Origin of the sequence: Streptomyces sp. (assembly GCF_019510245.1) — a bacterium.
Classification (GTDB): domain Bacteria; phylum Actinomycetota; class Actinomycetes; order Streptomycetales; family Streptomycetaceae; genus Streptomyces.
The window spans coordinates 97,232-113,104 of sequence record NZ_JAEKKT010000115.1 but is presented as its reverse complement, the minus strand read 5'-3'; the positions used below and the strand labels follow the sequence as shown (position 1 = coordinate 113,104).

Genomic DNA, 15,873 nt, shown 5'->3' with positions numbered 1-15,873 from the left:
GCGCCCACCTCCGCCCTCAGTGGGTGTTCTCCGGTACGAAGTACGGCAGCGCGATCTCGTCGGTGAGGGCGCGGAAGTCCACGCGGACGCGCAGACCGATGACGACGCGGCCGGGGTCGCCCGCGTCGACGTGTGTCAGCAGGGTGCCCCCGTCGTCGAGGTCGACGACGGCCAGTGCGTAGGGGGTCTCGAAGCCGGGGCCGGGCGCGCGGTGCACGACGGTCACCGAGTAGACGGTCCCCCGCCCGGCGCTCGGGGCGTACTGCCAGTCCCGTGACAGGCAGCCGGGACAGGCCGGCTCGGGGACGAAGAAGCGCAAGGAGCAGGCCGGGCAGTGCGGGACGACCAGTTCGCCGTGCCGGGCCGCGTCCCAGAACGGCCGGGACAGCGCGGTGGGGACGGGGACGGGCCTGCTCATCGCTGCCTCCCCAGCACGCTCATCTCGTAGTGCTGCGCTCCCGAGCCGGCGTTGCCGACGACCGCCAGCTCCGCGCCGTCGACCTGATGCACGGCCGCGCCGCGCAACTGCCGTACCGCCTCGACGACTTTGAGCGTCATCTGCTGGGTTCCGTTCCAGGCGTAGGACAGGCAGCCGCCGTCCGGGTTGACCGGGTGCTTGCCGCCGACGGCGATGGCGCCGCTCGCGGCCAGCGGACCGCCCTCGCCCTCGCCGCACAGGCCGAGGATCTCCAACTGGCGGATGACTTCGAAGGAGTTGGGGTCGTAGAGGGAGAACACGTCCACGTCGTGGGGGCCGATGCCGGCCATCGCGTAGGCGCGTTCGGCGGCCTCCCGGCCGAGGGGGCCGACCTCCCGGTACAGCGCCGGGTTGGCGTACGCCGCCTGGTGGTACTCCATGCCGCCGCCGAGGACAGCGACGGGCGGGTGCGGCAGGTCGCGGGCCCGCTCGGCGGTGGTCACCACGAGGGCCGCGCCGCCCTCGCCGACGATGCAGCAGTCCAGCAGATGGAAGGGCGTGGCCACCATGCGGGAGGCGAGCACGTCGTCGGCGGTGTACGGGCCGCGCCCGTACATCATCGCCTCCGGGTTGGTGGTGCCGTTGTTCCGGATGATGGCGGCGACCTCGGCGAGCTGGCGGGAGGTGGTTCCGTACTCGTGCATGTGCCGGGCGGCCACCAGCGCGAACTGGGCGACGACGTAACTGCCCCACACGTCGGCGAACTCCAGCGGTACGCCCGCGCCGACGGGGCCCGTACCGCGCGAGACCAGCTTGCAGCCGCCGACCACGACGGTGTCGGCGAACCCTGCCCGGACCGCCGCCGCCGCTTTGAGCAGGCCCCGCGAGCCCGCGTTGTCGAGCATCGAGTCGCTGGTCCAGCGCAGGTCACGGCCGAGCAGGCGCGCCCAGGAACTGCCCTCGCCGGGGACGCCGCCCGGTCCTGGCCAGTCGACCTGGGCGCCGTCGACGTCCGCCGGGGTCAGCCCGGCGTCGGCGATCGCGCCGCTCACCGCTTCGAGCGCGAGGTCCATGGCGTCCCGGTCCGGGAGGGACAGCGCCTGTTCGGTGGCGTACACACCGGCGACGACCGGCCGGCGGCGGTCCTCGGGGTTCATCGTCCCGCGCCGAGCGTGTCGCCGCCCGGGTAACCGCCGCCGCCGAAGCGCTCGTCGAGCGCCTCGTAGTCCTTCGCGTAGTCCTTCGTGCGGGGCAGCGCGTCGAGGAACTCCACCGTCTTGGGCTTCTTGTACGAGGCGATCCGTGCCCGGCAGTGCTCGACGATGTCCGCCGCGGTCACCTGCCCGGCGTCGGCCTGCAGGACGACGACGGCCTTGACGTCCTGCGCCCAGCGCTCGTTGGGCACGCCGATCACGGCGGCCTCCTTCACCGCCGGGTGGGACTCGATGCAGTTCTCCACCTCGGCGGGGAAGATGTTCTCGGCGGCCGACTTCAGCATGCGGGTGGTCGTGCCGAGGAAGCTGATCGTGCCGTCGGGCTCCCGGCGGCCGAGGTCGGTGGTGTGCCACCAGCCGAAGCGGAAGCGTTCCTCGTTGATCTCGGGCCGGTTCCAGTAGCCGAGGTGCACGAGGTCCCCGCGGACGCAGATCTCACCGGCCGCCCCGCTCGCGCACTCCTCGCCGGCACTGTCGAGGACGCGCACGGCGGTGCCGGGGCCGGGGCGTCCCGCGTTGCCGAGGCCGCTCCCGCCGTAGGCGCCGGTCACGGCGAAGCCGGTCACCTCGGTCTGGCCGTATCCGCGGCCCTCTCCGCCCCCGTTGCGGGTGAAGCGGCTGGCGTCCGTGGGGACGGTGCCCTGCCACAGCGGGGCGGCGACGCTCGCCCTGAGGTGGGAGAGGTCGTGGCCGGCCTCGCGGTTCAGCGCGACGAGCTGGGCGACGGTGGGCGGCATCAGGTAGGCGTGGGTGCACCGTTCGGCGGCCAGGAGCGGGAGCAGTTCCTCGGCGACGACGCGGCGCACGATCACGTTCTTGCCGCCGTGGACGAAGGCGGGGACGCCCCAGAACTGGTAGTTGCCGATGTGGAACATCGGTCCGGCGCCGAGGAAGGCGGTCTCCGTACCGATGTCCCCCATCCACGCGGCGCTCGCGCCCATGGCGAGGAGGTTGCGGTGCGAGAGCATCGAGCCGGACTGCCGTCCGGAGATCGCCGCGGTGTAGATGACCAGGAGTGCGGAGTCGGGGTCGACCTGGGCGGCCGGGGCCCCGGGCGAGCCGGCGGCGAGGAACGCCTCGTACGAGCCGGGGCCCTCGGTGTCGTGCTGGAGCCACAACGCCCGTTGGTCGTCGCCGAGTTCGGCCCGTGCCTTGCGGACGGTGTCGCCGATCTCCTCGTCCTGCCAGACCACGACCTTGGGATCGAAGTCCTCGACGGCGAAGGCCATCTCGGGTGCGGCCCAGCGCCAGTATCCCGGGCAGACCATGGCGCCGGTCTTGGCCGCGGCGCCGAGCAGTTCCCAGATGCGGAAGGAGTTCTGGCCCAGCCACAGGATCCGGTCGCCGGGTCCGACCCCGGCGTCGGTGAGGGCGTGGGCGAGCCGGTCGGTGCGCTCGTCGAGCTGCGGCCAGGTCAGCCGGATGTCGCCGTCGACGAGGGCGACGCCGTCGGGGTAGGACCTGCGGTGCTCACGGATGAGGTCGCCGAAGGCCAGGCTGCGGGCGGGATTCACGGTCGGTCGCTCCTGTGGGATCTCGTCAGACGCGGGCAACGCCGACGCCCTTCACGTGGATGAACTCCGCCAGCCCGGCCCTGCCGCCTTCCCGTCCGAACCCGCTGACGCCGACGCCGCCGAAGGGCGTGGCCGGTGAGGTGATGGGGTTCGGGCCGGGGTTGGCGTAGACCGTCCCGGCCCGCAGGCGGGGCACCAGGCGGTTGACGCGGGCGATGTCGCGGGACTGGATGTAGGCGGACAGGCCGTACTCGGTGTCGTTGGCGAGGGCGACGGCCTCGTCCTCCGTGTCGAACGGCATGACGGCGAGGACCGGACCGAAGATCTCCCGCTGGGCGAGGTCGCTGCGGTTGTCGACGTCGGCGAACACGGTCGGGGAGACGAAGTAGCCGTCGGACTCGATGCGTTCGCCGCCGAGGACGAGGCGTCCCGCCCTCTCCTCGACCGCCTTGTCGATCACCCCCTGGACCCGGGCGCGGGCGGTGGCGTCGATCAGGGGGCCGATGTAGGTCGTCGGGTCGAGGGGGTCGCCCACGGGCAGGTGGGCCACGACCGCGGTGACGCGCGCGACGACCTCGTCGTAGACCGGGCGCTCGACCAGCAGGCGGGTGGGTAGCGCGCAGCCCTGGCCGGTGTTGCTCAGCGCGAAGGCCGCGCAGTAGGGCACGACGGTGTCCAGGTCGGTGTCGGCGAAGAGCAGGTTGGCGGACTTGCCGCCCAGCTCGAACAGGACGGGTTTGAGGCTCTGGGCGGCGGCCGCCATGATGCGGCGCGCGGTGGCGGGCCCGCCGGTGAAGGAGATCTTGTCCACGCCGGGGTGGGTCACGAGGGCGGCTCCGGCGTCACCGGGTCCGGTGACGACGTTGATCACGCCGTCGGGGATGCCCGCCTCGCGCGCCAGGTCGGCGAAGAGTACGGCGGAGTACGGCGTGCTCTCGGCCGGCTTGATCACCACGGTGTTCCCGGCGGCGAGCGACGGCGGGACCTTCATCGCCAGGGACAGGGCCGGCGAGTTCCAGGTGATGATGTGGCCGATGACGCCGTAGGGCTCGGCGAGGGTGTACTCGACGTTCTCGTGCGGGCTGTAGGCGGCGCCGACCATGCCCTCGAGCTTGTCGGCCCAGCCGGCGTAGTACTCGGTCCACTCGGCGACGTGCGGTCCGACGTTCTCCGCCCAGCCGCCGATGCAGACGCCGTTCTCCAGCGGGCAGATGGCCGCGAAGTCCTCGATGTGGTCACGGATGAGCTGGGCGAAGCGGGTGAGCAGGCGGCGCCGCCCGGCGGGCCGCATGGTGCCCCACACGTCGAAGGCCTGCCGGGCGGCGGCCACGGCCCGGTCCACCTCGGCGCGCCCCGCGAGCGGGATGCGGGCCTGGACGAGCCCGGTGGCCGGGTTGATGTGCTCGTACCAGCCCCCGCTCGCCTCGTGGAGGTCCTTGCCGCCGATGACGATCCGGGGTCGCGGCAGGTCCCGCTCGGCCCGTTCCTGGTGCAGCTTCACGTCGACCGTGACCACGGTGCCTCCTGGAGCCCGCCGCCCTGACTTCCGTACCGTTTAAATAGATAACCTATTTAGCCGAACCAATCAATGCTCCGCACCATCCGGCGCCGTGGAGAGCGCCGCCTCACAGCCCCAGCGAGCGCCCGATGATCTCCAGCATGATCTCCGAGGTGCCGCCGAAGACCCGCTGCACCCGGCTGTCCCGCCAGATGCGGGCGATCTCGTACTCGTTGACGTAGCCGTAGCCGCCGAAGAGCTGCATGCAGCGGTCGATGACCTCCCAGCCGGTCTCCGTGGCCCAGTACTTGGCCGCGGCGGCCTCCTCGGCCGTCAGCTCGCCCTCGACCAGGGCCATGATGCAGCCGTCCAGGTAGACCCGGGCGACCCCCAGCCGGGCCCTGATGTCCGCGAGCGCGAACCTGTTCGCCTGGAACTGGCCGATGGGCCGGCCGAAGGCGGTGCGGTCCTTGGCGTACTCCACCGCGCACCCGAACGCCCGCTCGGCGGAGGCGAGCGCCGCGACGGCGATGGCGAGCCGCTCGGTCGGGAGGTTTCCCATCATGTGGTAGAAGCCGCGCCCCTCCTGCCCGATGAGGTTCTCGGCGGGGACGCGGACCTCACGGAAGAAGAGCTCGGCGGTGTCCTGGGCCTTCATTCCCACCTTGTCGAGCTTGCGTCCGCGCTCGAACCCCTCGGCACCGCGCTCGACGACGATCAGGCTGATGCCCTTGTGCCCGGCGTCCGGGTCGGTCTTGCAGGCGACCACGACCAGGTCGGCCAGGACGCCGTTGGTGATGAAGGTCTTGGAGCCGTCGATCACCCACTCGTCGCCGTCCCGGCGGGCGGTGGTGCGGATGCCCTTGAGGTCCGACCCGGCGGCCGGTTCCGACAGGGCGAGCGCGCAGATCGTCTCGCCGGCGATCACCCCGGGGAGCCAACGGGCCTTCTGCTCCGGCGAGGTGAGGTGCATGAGGTAGGGCGGGATGACATCGTTCTGCAGGCCGAGCCCGATGCCGACCGAGCCGGTGGCCGCCATCTCCTCCGCCATGATCGCGTTGTAGCGGAAGTCCCAGATCCCCTGCCCGCCGTACTCCTCCGGGAACTGCCAGCCGATGAGCCCGGCCTTGCCCGCGGCGGTCCACGCGGCACGGCCGACCTGTCCGTCCCGCTCCCACTCCTCGGTGTGCGGGGCGCATTCCCGCAGGTAGTAGGAGCGGGCGGTGTCCCGGAACAGGTCGTGTTCCTTGGTGAAGATCGTACGGCGCATGCTCGACCCCACTCCTGTGTCCCACGTGCTCAACATCTCGCTTATTTAGCTGAAGTAGTTATACGATAGCGCTGTTTCTGGACCTGGGCGAGGGAGGGCGCGTGAGCGTACGGGACAAGGTGGCGCTCGTCACCGGGGCGGGGCGCGGCATCGGCGAGGCGATCGCCGACCGGCTCGCGGCGCGGGGAGCCGCGGTCGCCGTCTGCGACCTCGACCCGTCGGCCGCCGACAAGGTCGCCGCACAGCTCGCCGAGCGGTACGGGGTCCGCGCCACGGGAGTCGGCGCGGACATCTCCGACAGCGGGGCCGTGAGGGCTGCCGTGGCACGGGTGAGCGCCGCGCTCGGCCCGGTGGAGGTGCTGGTCAACAACGCGGCCGTCGATGTCATCGGCCGGTTCGTCGACTCCGACGAGGAGACCTGGGACCGGATCATCGCCGTCAACCTGCGCGGGACGATCACGATGACCCGGGCGGTGCTCGACCCGATGATCGAGCGCGGCTTCGGCCGGATCGTCCACATCGCCTCGGACGCCGGCCGCGTCGGCTCGTCCGGCGAGGTCGTGTACTCCGCGACCAAGGGCGGCGTCATCGCCTTCGGCAAGGCCCTCGCCCGCGAGGTCGCCCGGCACGGCATCACCGTGAACAGCGTCTGTCCCGGTCCGACCGACACCGCGCTGCTCGGCCAGGTCGCCGAGTACAGCCAGAAGATGTACTACGCGACGGTCCGGGCCATCCCGCTGCGTCGGGTCGCGCAGCCCGCCGAGATCGCCGGTGCGGTGGCTTTCCTCGTGTCCGACGACGCCGCCTACCTGACCGGGCAGACGCTCTCGGTCAGCGGCGGCCTGACGATGGTCTGAGGCGAGCACCGTGCTGCGTGTCGAACTCCGGGACCGGATCGCCGTGTTGACCCTCGACCGGCCCAAACGGCTCAATGCCGTCGGCTCGGAGACCGTGGACCTGCTCACACGGGCGCTCGACGACGTTCGCGACAACGACGGCGTACGCGCGCTGGTCGTGGCCGGAGCGGGCCGTGCCTTCTCGGCAGGTGCCGACCTGGGCGAGATCGAGTCGTTCACCTCCCCCGGGCAGTTCCGGGCCTTCGTGGGGCGGCTGACCGAGGCGTACGCACTCCTCGAGGAGTTCCCGAAGCCGTCGGTCGCGGCCGTGCACGGGTTCGCGTTCGGCGGCGGACTGGAACTGGCGCTCGCCTGCGACCTGCGGGTGGCGGAGCGCGGCGCCCGGCTCGGCCTGCCCGAGATGAAACTGGGCGTCCTGCCCGGCGCGGGCGGTACCCAGCGGCTGCCGCGCCTGGTGCCGCCCGCGATCGCCAGGCAGATGATCCTCACGGGCGAACCGATCGACGCGGAGCGCGCCTGGCAGCTGGGGCTGGTCAACGAACTGGCCGAGCCCGGCGGCGCACTCGCCGCCGCCGAGAAACTGGCCGGCGCGCTCACGGCGGGGGCGCCCCTCGCGCTCGCCGCGGGCAAGCGGCTGATCCGCCACGGGCCCGGCCTGGACCTGGAGACGGCGATCGCCTACGAGCGGGAGACCGTCACCGTGCTGTTCTCCACCGAGGACCGGGCCGAGGGGCTGAGGGCCTTCCGGGAACGGCGCCCCGGCGAGTTCCGCGGCGCGTAGCCGACCGACCCGACAGATCTGGAGGTGGGCCGTGCGGCCCCTGGAAGGCATTTCCGTCGTGGAGCTGGGCATGTGGGTGGCCGCCCCGGCCGCGGCCACCATGCTCGCGGACTGGGGCGCCGACGTCGTGAAGGTGGAGGCGCCGACCGGCGACCCCAACCGGTACACGCTCAGGCACGTCGGCCAGGACATCGACAGCGCGCCCCCGTTCGAGACCGACAACCGCGGCAAGCGCGGAATCGTCCTCGACCTGCGCGCGCCGGACGGCAAGGACGTGCTGGAACGGCTGCTCGCACGCGCCGACGTCTTCGTCACCAACCTCCGCCCGGGCGCTCTGGAGCGGCTGGGCCTGGCCCCGGACGAGCTGCGCGCCCGCCACCCCCGGCTGGTGGTCGGAACGCTGACCGGCTACGGCTGGGCGGGGGCCGAACGCGACCGGGCCGGGTACGACGTCTCCGCCTTCTGGGCCCGGCCCGGCATCGCCGCCATGCTCAACCCGGCCGGTGAGCCGCCGCCCGGCATCCGGCCCGGTCTCGGCGACCGCACGGCCGCCGCCAACCTGGTGGCGGGCGTGCTGGCCGCGCTGCTGCGCCGGGCGCGCACCGGCGAGGGCGGCGTGGTGGACGTCTCGCTGCTGCGCTCCGGGACGTACGCCAACGGCAACGACCTCGCCCTGCAGAACTTCTTCGGCAGACGAGGCCGCACCCGCCCCCGTACCGAGCACGAGTCCCCGCTCTACAACTGCTACCGGGCCGCCGACGACCGGTGGTTCTGGCTGGTCGGCCTGGAGGGCAACCGGCACTGGCCCGGCGTCGTCAAGGCGCTCGGCCGCCCGGATCTGGAGACGGACGAGCGGTTCGCGACCGGCAGGGCCCGCCGGGGCCACGTCCGCGAGCTGATCGCCGTGTTCGACGAGGAGTTCGCGAAACTGCCGCTGGCCGAGTGGGCGGCCCGGTTCGACGCCGAAGGCGTGTGGTGGGCGCCGGTGCAGACCCTGGCGGAGGTCTCCGCGGACCCGCAGGCGGAGGCCGTCGGGGCGTTCGTCGAACAGCCCGGCATGGGCGACGCGCCACCGCTCAGGACGGTGGCGACCCCGGTGAGCTTCTGGGGCGTGGACGACAAGCCGCGCTCCGGCGCGCCCACCCTCGGGGAGCACACCGACGACGTGCTCCGTGAACTCGACTGACCCGATTCGACCGCTCAGGAGGCAGGACGTGGGCATTCTCGACGACAAGGTCGCCATCGTGACCGGCGGCGGCAGGGGCCTGGGCCGGGCGCACTGTCTGGCGCTCGCCGAGGCCGGCGCGACCGTGGTGGTGAACGACCTCGGCTCGGGCGTGCACGGCGAACGGACCGGTGACTCGCCCGCCGACGAGGTGGTCGCGGAGATCACCAAGCTGGGCGGCCGGGCGGTCGCCAACCACGCCTCGGTCACCGACTGGGCGGCCACGGAGGTAATGGTGGCGGACACGGTCGCCGAGTTCGGGCGGCTGGACGTCGTCGTCAACAACGCCGGAATCGTGCGCGACCGCATGCTCTTTTCGATGACCGAGGCCGAGTTCGACGCCGTGATCGCGGTCCATCTGAAGGGCACCTTCGCTCTCACCCGGCACGCCTGCGCGTACTGGCGCGAGGCGTCCAAGCGGGGTGAGCGGGTCGCCGGGCGGGTCATCAACACGACGTCCGGGACGGGCCTGTTCGGCAACCAGGGGCAGTCCAACTACGGCGCCGCGAAGGCCGGGATAGCCGGGCTCACCGTCCTCACCGCCCTGGAGATGCGCCGCTACGGCGTCACAGCCAACGCCATCTCGCCGATCGCGGCCACCCGGATGACGGACGGACTGGACGTCGGCGCGTCCCTGCTGCCCGCCGGCGGGTTCGATCCACGCGACCCCGCCAACGCCTCCGGCGTCGTCGTCTACCTCGCCTCCGACAGCGCGGCCTGGCTGACCGGGCAGGTCCTGCGGATCGAGGGCAACCGGCTGAACCGGCTCCAGGGCTGGACCGTCGCCGCCGTCCACCCCAGCGGGTCGGGCAAGGCCCTCACCTACGACGAGCTCGTCGAGGCGGTCCCGCAGCTGTACGGTGTCGCGCCCGCGGGCCGGGCCACCGGAGCGGGCCAGTGAGGACCGAGGGGCACGACGCCGCCGCCCTCGTGCTGCGGGCCACGCTCGGCCCGGTGCTCGTCGCCCACGGCTGGAACAAGATCGCCGGACCGGGCGGGCTCAAGGGCACCACGGGCTGGTTCGAGGCGCTCGGCCTGCGACCGGCCGCGGTGCACGCCCGGACGGCGGCCGGGACGGAGCTGGCGGCCGGCGTCGGCATCGCCCTGGGCGTGGCCGGTCCCCTCCCCGCAGCGGCCGCCGTCGGTCTGATGACCGTGGCGGCGCGCACCGACCACCGGGGCAAGGGCTTCTTCGTCTTCAAGGGCGGCTGGGAGTACACCGGCGTCGTGGGCGGTGCGGCCGTCGCCCTCGCAGGACTGGGCAACGGCAGGTACTCCCTCGACGGGCTGCTGCGCCGCCAACGCGCGGGCGTGGGGCAGGCGTTGCTGGCTGCGGGACTCGGCACGGCGAGCGCGGCGGCGCTGCTGGCGGCCTGCTACCGGCCGCGGCCGACAGCGGACGAGACACAGACGGATCACTAGGTAAGGGAGTCGACATGGACGCGGCTGACTTCAGCGCGGTGCTGTCCGAGGTCCGGCGTTTCGTCCGGGAGCGCGTCGTGCCGCTCGAGGCGGAGATCGACGAGAAGGACGAGATGCCTGCGGACATCCGCGAGGCGGCGAAGAAGATGGGACTGTTCGGCTTCGCGCTGCCCGAGGAGTACGGCGGGCTGGGTCTGTCGATGCACGAAGAGGCCCGGCTGATGTTCGAACTGGGCTACACCACGCCGTCGTTGCGCTCCATGTTCGGCACGAACAACGGCATCGCCGGACACGTCCTGATGGTCGGCGGCACGGCGGAGCAGAAGGCCGAGTGGCTGCCGCGGATCGCCTCCGGCGACGTCCTGGCGTCGTTCGCGCTCACCGAACCCGAAGCCGGGTCCGACCCGTCGACGCTGACCACCCGCGCCCGCCTCGACGGGGACGAGTGGGTGATCGACGGCGCCAAGCGGTACATCACCAACGCCCCGCTCGCCGACGTCTTCATGGTCTTCGCCCGCACCGACCCCGACGCCCCGCGCACCCGGGGCATCTCCACCTTCCTCGTCCCGGCCGGCACCCCGGGCCTGACGGTGGCCCCCCGGGACCACAAGATGGGCCAGTTCGGTGCCTGGACCGCGGACGTGTACTTCGACGACGTACGCGTCCCGGCCTCCGCGCTGGTCGGCGGTGAGGCCGGGCTCAACCGGGGCTTCTCCACGGCCATGGGCTGCATCGCGCACGGCCGCGTCCACATCTCCGCGCTGATGGTCGGCATGGCCGAGCGGCTGGTCGACGAGTCGGTCGCTTACGCGAGCACCCGCAGACAGTCCGGACAGCTCATCGGCGCCTTCCAGCTCGTCCAGGGTCTCATCGCCGACTCGCAGACCGACTACTACGCCGGCCGGGCCACGGTCCTGGAGGCGGCGACCGCCTTCGACGCCGGGACCGACACCAAGATCGGCCCGTCCTGCGCGAAGTACTTCGCGGGCGAGATGGTCTGGCGGGTCGCCGACCGGGCGGTGCAGATCCACGGCGGCGCGGGCTACATGCGCGGTGTCGCCGTCGAACGCTTCTACCGCGACGCGCGCCTGTTCCGCATCTACGAGGGCACCAGCCAGATCCAGCAGGTCATCATCGCGAAGGCGCTGCTGGGCGAGGCGGCACGCGGCTGAACCCGCCCGCGTGGCCTCGTGGTCACGCGGAACGGGAGAGCTGTTCGCGCACCCACGCCGGATCGGGATTGACGTGGGACCGGCCGGCCACGACGACGGTCGGCACGGTCTCGTTCCCGTCATTGGCCGCCCGCACCGCCGCGCCCTCGGGGTCGCGCCAGATGTCGACCCAGTGCGCCCGGCGGGCCCTGCGGCCCAGCCGCAGGCGCAGCCGGAGGCAGTACGCACAGCCCGGCCGCCAGAACACGACCGGGCGGCCGTCGACCGCGCTGCGGCGGCGCGCCTCTTCCGCGTCGATCGACCTGGGGAAGACGAGGGGTGAGTTCACCCCTGCGAGCAGCACGAACAGCAGCAGGAGCGCCACGGCGGTACCGGGGTCCTTCTCCATGAGCAGCCCGACCGCGAGCCCTGTGCCGCAGAGCAGGAACAGGATCGGCGGGAGCCAGACGCGCGTCATGAGGACGAAGGCTATGCGAGGCCCGGAGAGTGCCACGGACCGGGTCGTCCAGAAGGGCCCCGGGGACGTCCGAAGCCCCGGGGCCCTCCCGACGGGCCGGTCGTCAGATGCCGAGCCGGTCCAGGAGGCGTTCGTGGTAGATCGCCGGTCCGCCGAAGAGCAGTTGGGAGGACTTCGCCCGGCGGAAGTACAGATGTGCCGGATGCTCCCAGGTGAAGCCGATGCCGCCGTGGACCTGGATGTTCTCCATGGCGGCGACCATGTACGCCTTCGAGCAGCTCGCGTGGGCGACCGCCGAGGCCACGGGGAAGTCGGCGGAGCCCTCGGCGGCCAGCAGCGCGGCCTCCCGTGATGCGGCCTCGGCGAGTTCGACCTGGACGAGCATGTCCGCGCACTTGTGCTTGACCGCCTGGAAGGAGCCGATCGGCCGGCCGAACTGGTGCCGGGTACGGGCGTACTCCGCGCTCATCTCCAGGCACCGGCGCGCCCCGCCCGCCTGCTCGGCCGCCAGCCCGACCGACGCCACGTCCAGGACCCGGGCCATGACGCGTCCGCCCGCCCCGTCCGTGCCGACCAGGGTCGCGGGCGTGGCGTCGAACGCCAGCCGGGCCATGGCCCGCGTGGCGTCCAGGGTGTCGAGCGGCTCGGCCGACAGTCCCGCAGCCGACCGGTCGACCGCGAACAGGGACGGACCGGCGACGGTGCGGGCGACGACCAGGACCAGGTCCGCCGTCGTGCCGTCGATGACGAAGCACTTGCGGCCGGTCAGCCGCCAGCCGCCGTCGCCGTCCGGCACCGCGCGCACGGTGATCAGCGCGGGGTCCCAGGAACCGTCGTCCTCGGCGACGGCGAGGGTGGCCGTGGTGCGTCCGGCGGCGATGTCCGGCAGGTGGCGCGCGCAGGCGTCCTTGTCGCCGGAGGCCAGCAGCGCCTGAGCGGCCAGCAGGACGGTGGCGAAGAAGGGCGCGCAGAACAGAGCACGGCCCATCTCCTCCAGGACCACGCCCAGTTCGACGAGGCCGAAGCCGTCGCCGCCGTACTCCTCGGGAATGGCCAGGCCCGGCAGCCGTAGCTGGTCGGCCGCCTGCGCCCACACCTCGGGGTCGAAGTGCGGTTCGCTCTCCATGAGCTTGCGCACGGCCTCTTCCGGTGCTTTGGCCTCCAGGAACTCCCTCACTGATGCCCGGAGTTCCTTGAGCTCGCTCTCGTCGGCGATCATGCGCGTGCCTCCTTCGGCAGGCCGAGGACACGTTCCGCGAGGATGTTCTTCATGATCTCCTCGGTGCCGCCGAGGATACGCAAGGCCGGGGTGGCCAGCAGGAGTTCGGACCAGGAGTAGGTGCCCCAGCGGCCGGTGTCGGCGATGATGCGGGGGCCGAGGCACTCGGACACGAAGTGGGCGGCGCGGGTGAGGTTCTGGCCGTACATCAGCTTGGCGACGGATCTCTCGGGGCCGGGTGCGATCCCCGCCCGCAGGGTGCGCTGCGCGCGGGCGTTGAGATATCCGGTGGCCATCGCGTCCACGAGGATCTCGGCGAGGCGTGCGCGCAGCGCTCGGTCGTCCCAGGTCCAGGTGGCGCGCATGAGTGCCGAGAGGTGGTCCGGGGAGAGGGCGGCGGCCACCGGTCCGGCGCCCTCGCCGCCGACGGTGTCGCGCTCGTTCATCAGGGTGGTCAGGGCGACCGTCCAGCCGCCGTCGACCTCGCCGAGGCGGTGGTCGTCGGGGATGCGGACGTCGGTGAGGAAGACCTCGTTGAAGTCGGCGCCGCCGGTCATCTGCCGTAGCGGGCGGACCTCGACGCCGGGGGCGTCCATGGGGACGAGGAAGGCCGTGATGCCGCGGTGCTTGGGCGCGTCGGGGTTGGTCCGGGTCAGCGCGAGGCCGATCTGGCTGTGGTGGGCGACGGAGGTCCACACCTTCTGCCCGTTGAGCACCCACTCCTCGCCCTCGCGGACGGCCCGGGTCGCCACGCTCGCCAGGTCGGATCCGGCACCGGGCTCGCTGAACAGCTGGCAGGCGATGGCGTCCCCGCGGTACATCGCGGGCAACCAGCGTTCCTTGATGCGGGGTTGGGCGTGGGCGAGGATCGTCGGTCCGATCATGCCGAGTCCGACCACGCCGAGCACGCCGGTGTCCGGGACGTCGTACTCGGACTCGACGGCGGCGTAGGCCAGTTCGTGGACGGGGGTCAGGCCCCGGCCGCCGTACTCGGGCGGGCCGGTGATCCAGCCGAAGCCGTTCTCGTGGCGGACGCGCTGCCAGGCGCGGGCCCGCCGTACCTGTTCCGCCTCCTCCTCGGGCGGCAGGCTGCTGAAGTAGGCCATCGAGTCGTCGCCCTGGCCCCAGGCGACGGTGGCGCGGTCGGGGGCCTTCGCGGCGTGCCCGTCGAGGAAGCAGCGCGCCTCGGCGGCGAAGTCCTGCAGGTCGTCGGATGTCATCGCGTTCGCTCCGCTGTCAGGTCGACAGGATCGTCACCGCCGACGCGCCCGGCGCGCCGTACAGGTGGGTGTAGCCGACGCGCGGGGTGCCGGGGATCTGCCGGGTCCCGGCGGCGCCGCGCAACTGGAGGACGATCTCGTGGATCTGGCGCAGTCCGGACGCGCCGATCGGTTCCCCGTTGCCGAGGAGTCCGCCGTCGGTGTTGACGGGGATACGGCCGCCGATCTCGGTGGCGCCCTCGGCGACGAGCCGTTCCTGTTCGCCGTCCTTGCACAGCCCGTTCTCGGCCATGTGGATGATCTCGGACCCGGCGTCGGTGTCCTGGAGTTGGGCGACGCCGACGTCCTCCGGGCCGATGCCCGCCAGTTCGTAGGCCGCCCGGGAGGCGTCCACGGTCGGGCTGTCGACCGGCTCACCGACCGGGAACGACGGGCTCTGTACCTCGAAGGCGCCGAGCCGGCGGCTGCGCAGGGCGGTGGACCGGACCCGTACCGGCTTCCCGGTGTACCTGTGGGCCTGGTCGGCGCGGCACAGCACGAGTGCCGCGGCGCCCTCGTTGGGACCGCAGTACATGAACTGGCGGAGGGGGTAGTTGAGGACCGGCGAGGCGAGGATGTCCTCCGGGGTGAGGGGAGTCCGGCGCCAGGCCTTCTCGTTCGCGGCCGCGTTGCGGAAGTTCTTCGAGGCCACGCGGGCCAGCGTCGCGTGGGAGATGCCGTGCTCGTGCAGGTAGCGGTTGATCTTCATGCCGAAGAAGTGCGTGGTGAGGAAGAGCCCGGTCTGCCCGTACCAGGAGGGGATGCCGGCCACGGACGGATCGGCCGCGAAGGCGCCGCGCGGGTGCTTGTCCAGGCCGATCGCGACGGTCAGGTCGTGTTCGCCGGTCTCGATGGCGCGGGCGGCCAGGGCGAGGGCCGTACCGGCCGTGGCGCAGCCGTTGAACACCCCGCGCAGCGGGATTCCGGTCAGGCCGAGGCGTCCCACGATGGCGTCCGGGTTGGCCACCTCGTAGGAGCCGATGTAACCACCCTGGATCTGCGGCCAGTTCACGCCCGCGTCGGCGAGCGCGAGCCGTACCGCGTCCGCGCCCATGTCGAGCGCCGGCTTGCCGGGGAAGCGGCCGAAGGGATGGAGCCCGACTCCGATGATGACGGCTGCGGTCACGGTGTCGCCTCCTCGGCCGGGGTGAACGCGAACGTGAGCACCTCGGTGCCGTCGTCCTGCACCGTGTAGGGCACGAGCGTGAGCCGCATCGGCTGCCCGATGCGCAGCTTGCCGGGGTCGGGTTCGGTCAGGCGTGCCTCGACCAGCAGCTCCCCGGGGAGTTCGATGTAGCCCACCGCGTAGGGCTCGAAGGCCTCGGGCCCGTCGTACGGCGGGGACGGCGGGCGGAAGTCCTGGGTGGTGTACGTCCACAGCGTGCCGCGGTCGGCGAGCAGGCGGCGCTTCGACTCCGTGCTCGCGCACCGCACACAGTCCGGGGCGGCCGGGAAGCTCACCAGGCCGCAGTCCGCGCACTCGGAGCCGATGAGCCGGGGCGGGTCGTCGGGGCCGGCCGGCCAGGTGAACAGGCCCTCGGCCACGGGGCGTTGCGTCGTCGTCATC

The 15,873-nt window shown here is 72.4% G+C and carries 16 protein-coding genes; 6 read left to right on the top strand and 10 right to left on the bottom strand.

The window, feature by feature from the left end:
* Window positions 1-16: 16 nt before the first annotated feature.
* From JF597_RS07765 to JF597_RS07745, 5 genes are all read right to left on the bottom strand, one after another.
* Complete coding sequence (locus JF597_RS07765) at window positions 17-418, bottom strand: OB-fold domain-containing protein (RefSeq protein WP_293990953.1); 402 nt, start codon at window positions 416-418, stop codon at window positions 17-19.
* Window positions 415-1,575, bottom strand: a complete 1,161-nt coding sequence (locus tag JF597_RS07760) for a thiolase family protein (RefSeq protein WP_293990951.1) — start codon at window positions 1,573-1,575, stop codon at window positions 415-417. The genes JF597_RS07765 and JF597_RS07760 overlap by 4 nt, the downstream gene beginning before the upstream one ends.
* Window positions 1,572-3,146 carry an AMP-binding protein gene (locus JF597_RS07755; protein WP_293990949.1) on the bottom strand — a complete coding sequence of 525 codons (1,575 nt, stop codon included), beginning with the start codon at window positions 3,144-3,146 and terminating at the stop codon, window positions 1,572-1,574. The genes JF597_RS07760 and JF597_RS07755 overlap by 4 nt, the downstream gene beginning before the upstream one ends.
* Before the next feature lie 25 nt (window positions 3,147-3,171).
* The gene (locus JF597_RS07750; RefSeq protein WP_293990947.1) at window positions 3,172-4,662 is read right to left on the bottom strand and encodes an aldehyde dehydrogenase family protein; all 1,491 of its coding nucleotides are present in this window, start codon (window positions 4,660-4,662) and stop codon (window positions 3,172-3,174) included.
* 109 nt (window positions 4,663-4,771) lie between these two features.
* On the bottom strand, window positions 4,772-5,914 hold the full coding sequence (locus tag JF597_RS07745) for an acyl-CoA dehydrogenase family protein (protein ID WP_293990945.1): 1,143 nt from the start codon (window positions 5,912-5,914) through the stop codon (window positions 4,772-4,774).
* A gap of 101 nt (window positions 5,915-6,015) precedes the next feature.
* Here JF597_RS07745 and JF597_RS07740 point away from each other — a divergent pair, with 101 nt between their 5' ends.
* The 6 genes from JF597_RS07740 to JF597_RS07715 are packed head-to-tail and all read left to right on the top strand — an operon-like array spanning window position 6,016 to window position 11,371.
* Window positions 6,016-6,771 carry a glucose 1-dehydrogenase gene (locus tag JF597_RS07740; protein WP_293990943.1) on the top strand — a complete coding sequence of 252 codons (756 nt, stop codon included), beginning with the start codon at window positions 6,016-6,018 and terminating at the stop codon, window positions 6,769-6,771.
* Window positions 6,772-6,781: 10 nt separating this feature from the next.
* Window positions 6,782-7,552, top strand: a complete 771-nt coding sequence (locus JF597_RS07735) for an enoyl-CoA hydratase/isomerase family protein (protein WP_293990941.1) — start codon at window positions 6,782-6,784, stop codon at window positions 7,550-7,552.
* Between the two features lie 31 nt (window positions 7,553-7,583).
* The gene (locus JF597_RS07730; protein WP_293990939.1) at window positions 7,584-8,738 is read left to right on the top strand and encodes a CoA transferase; all 1,155 of its coding nucleotides are present in this window, start codon (window positions 7,584-7,586) and stop codon (window positions 8,736-8,738) included.
* Window positions 8,739-8,766: 28 nt separating this feature from the next.
* Window positions 8,767-9,678, top strand: a complete 912-nt coding sequence (locus JF597_RS07725; RefSeq protein WP_293990937.1) for an SDR family NAD(P)-dependent oxidoreductase — start codon at window positions 8,767-8,769, stop codon at window positions 9,676-9,678.
* The gene (locus JF597_RS07720; RefSeq protein ID WP_293990935.1) at window positions 9,675-10,199 is read left to right on the top strand and encodes a DoxX family protein; all 525 of its coding nucleotides are present in this window, start codon (window positions 9,675-9,677) and stop codon (window positions 10,197-10,199) included. Before JF597_RS07725 ends, JF597_RS07720 begins: the two co-directional genes overlap by 4 nt.
* Before the next feature lie 14 nt (window positions 10,200-10,213).
* Window positions 10,214-11,371 (top strand): acyl-CoA dehydrogenase family protein, encoded by a 1,158-nt coding sequence (locus JF597_RS07715; protein ID WP_293990933.1) that lies wholly within the window; start codon window positions 10,214-10,216, stop codon window positions 11,369-11,371.
* Window positions 11,372-11,393: 22 nt separating this feature from the next.
* On the opposite strand, the gene JF597_RS07710 is transcribed toward JF597_RS07715, so the two are convergent.
* The 5 genes from JF597_RS07710 to JF597_RS07690 all read right to left on the bottom strand — a co-directional run bounded on the left by JF597_RS07710 (window position 11,394) and on the right by JF597_RS07690 (window position 15,872).
* Window positions 11,394-11,828, bottom strand: a complete 435-nt coding sequence (locus JF597_RS07710) for a glutaredoxin domain-containing protein (protein WP_293990931.1) — start codon at window positions 11,826-11,828, stop codon at window positions 11,394-11,396.
* Between the two features lie 103 nt (window positions 11,829-11,931).
* Window positions 11,932-13,047 carry an acyl-CoA dehydrogenase family protein gene (locus tag JF597_RS07705; protein ID WP_293990929.1) on the bottom strand — a complete coding sequence of 372 codons (1,116 nt, stop codon included), beginning with the start codon at window positions 13,045-13,047 and terminating at the stop codon, window positions 11,932-11,934.
* Window positions 13,044-14,267, bottom strand: coding sequence for an acyl-CoA dehydrogenase family protein (locus JF597_RS07700; protein WP_293990927.1), 1,224 nt, complete (start codon window positions 14,265-14,267; stop codon window positions 13,044-13,046). Before JF597_RS07700 ends, JF597_RS07705 begins: the two co-directional genes overlap by 4 nt.
* 16 nt (window positions 14,268-14,283) lie before the next feature.
* Window positions 14,284-15,432, bottom strand: a complete 1,149-nt coding sequence (locus JF597_RS07695; RefSeq protein ID WP_293990925.1) for a thiolase family protein — start codon at window positions 15,430-15,432, stop codon at window positions 14,284-14,286.
* Window positions 15,429-15,872 carry an OB-fold domain-containing protein gene (locus JF597_RS07690; RefSeq protein ID WP_293990923.1) on the bottom strand — a complete coding sequence of 148 codons (444 nt, stop codon included), beginning with the start codon at window positions 15,870-15,872 and terminating at the stop codon, window positions 15,429-15,431. Before JF597_RS07690 ends, JF597_RS07695 begins: the two co-directional genes overlap by 4 nt.
* Window position 15,873: the final 1 nt, after the last annotated feature.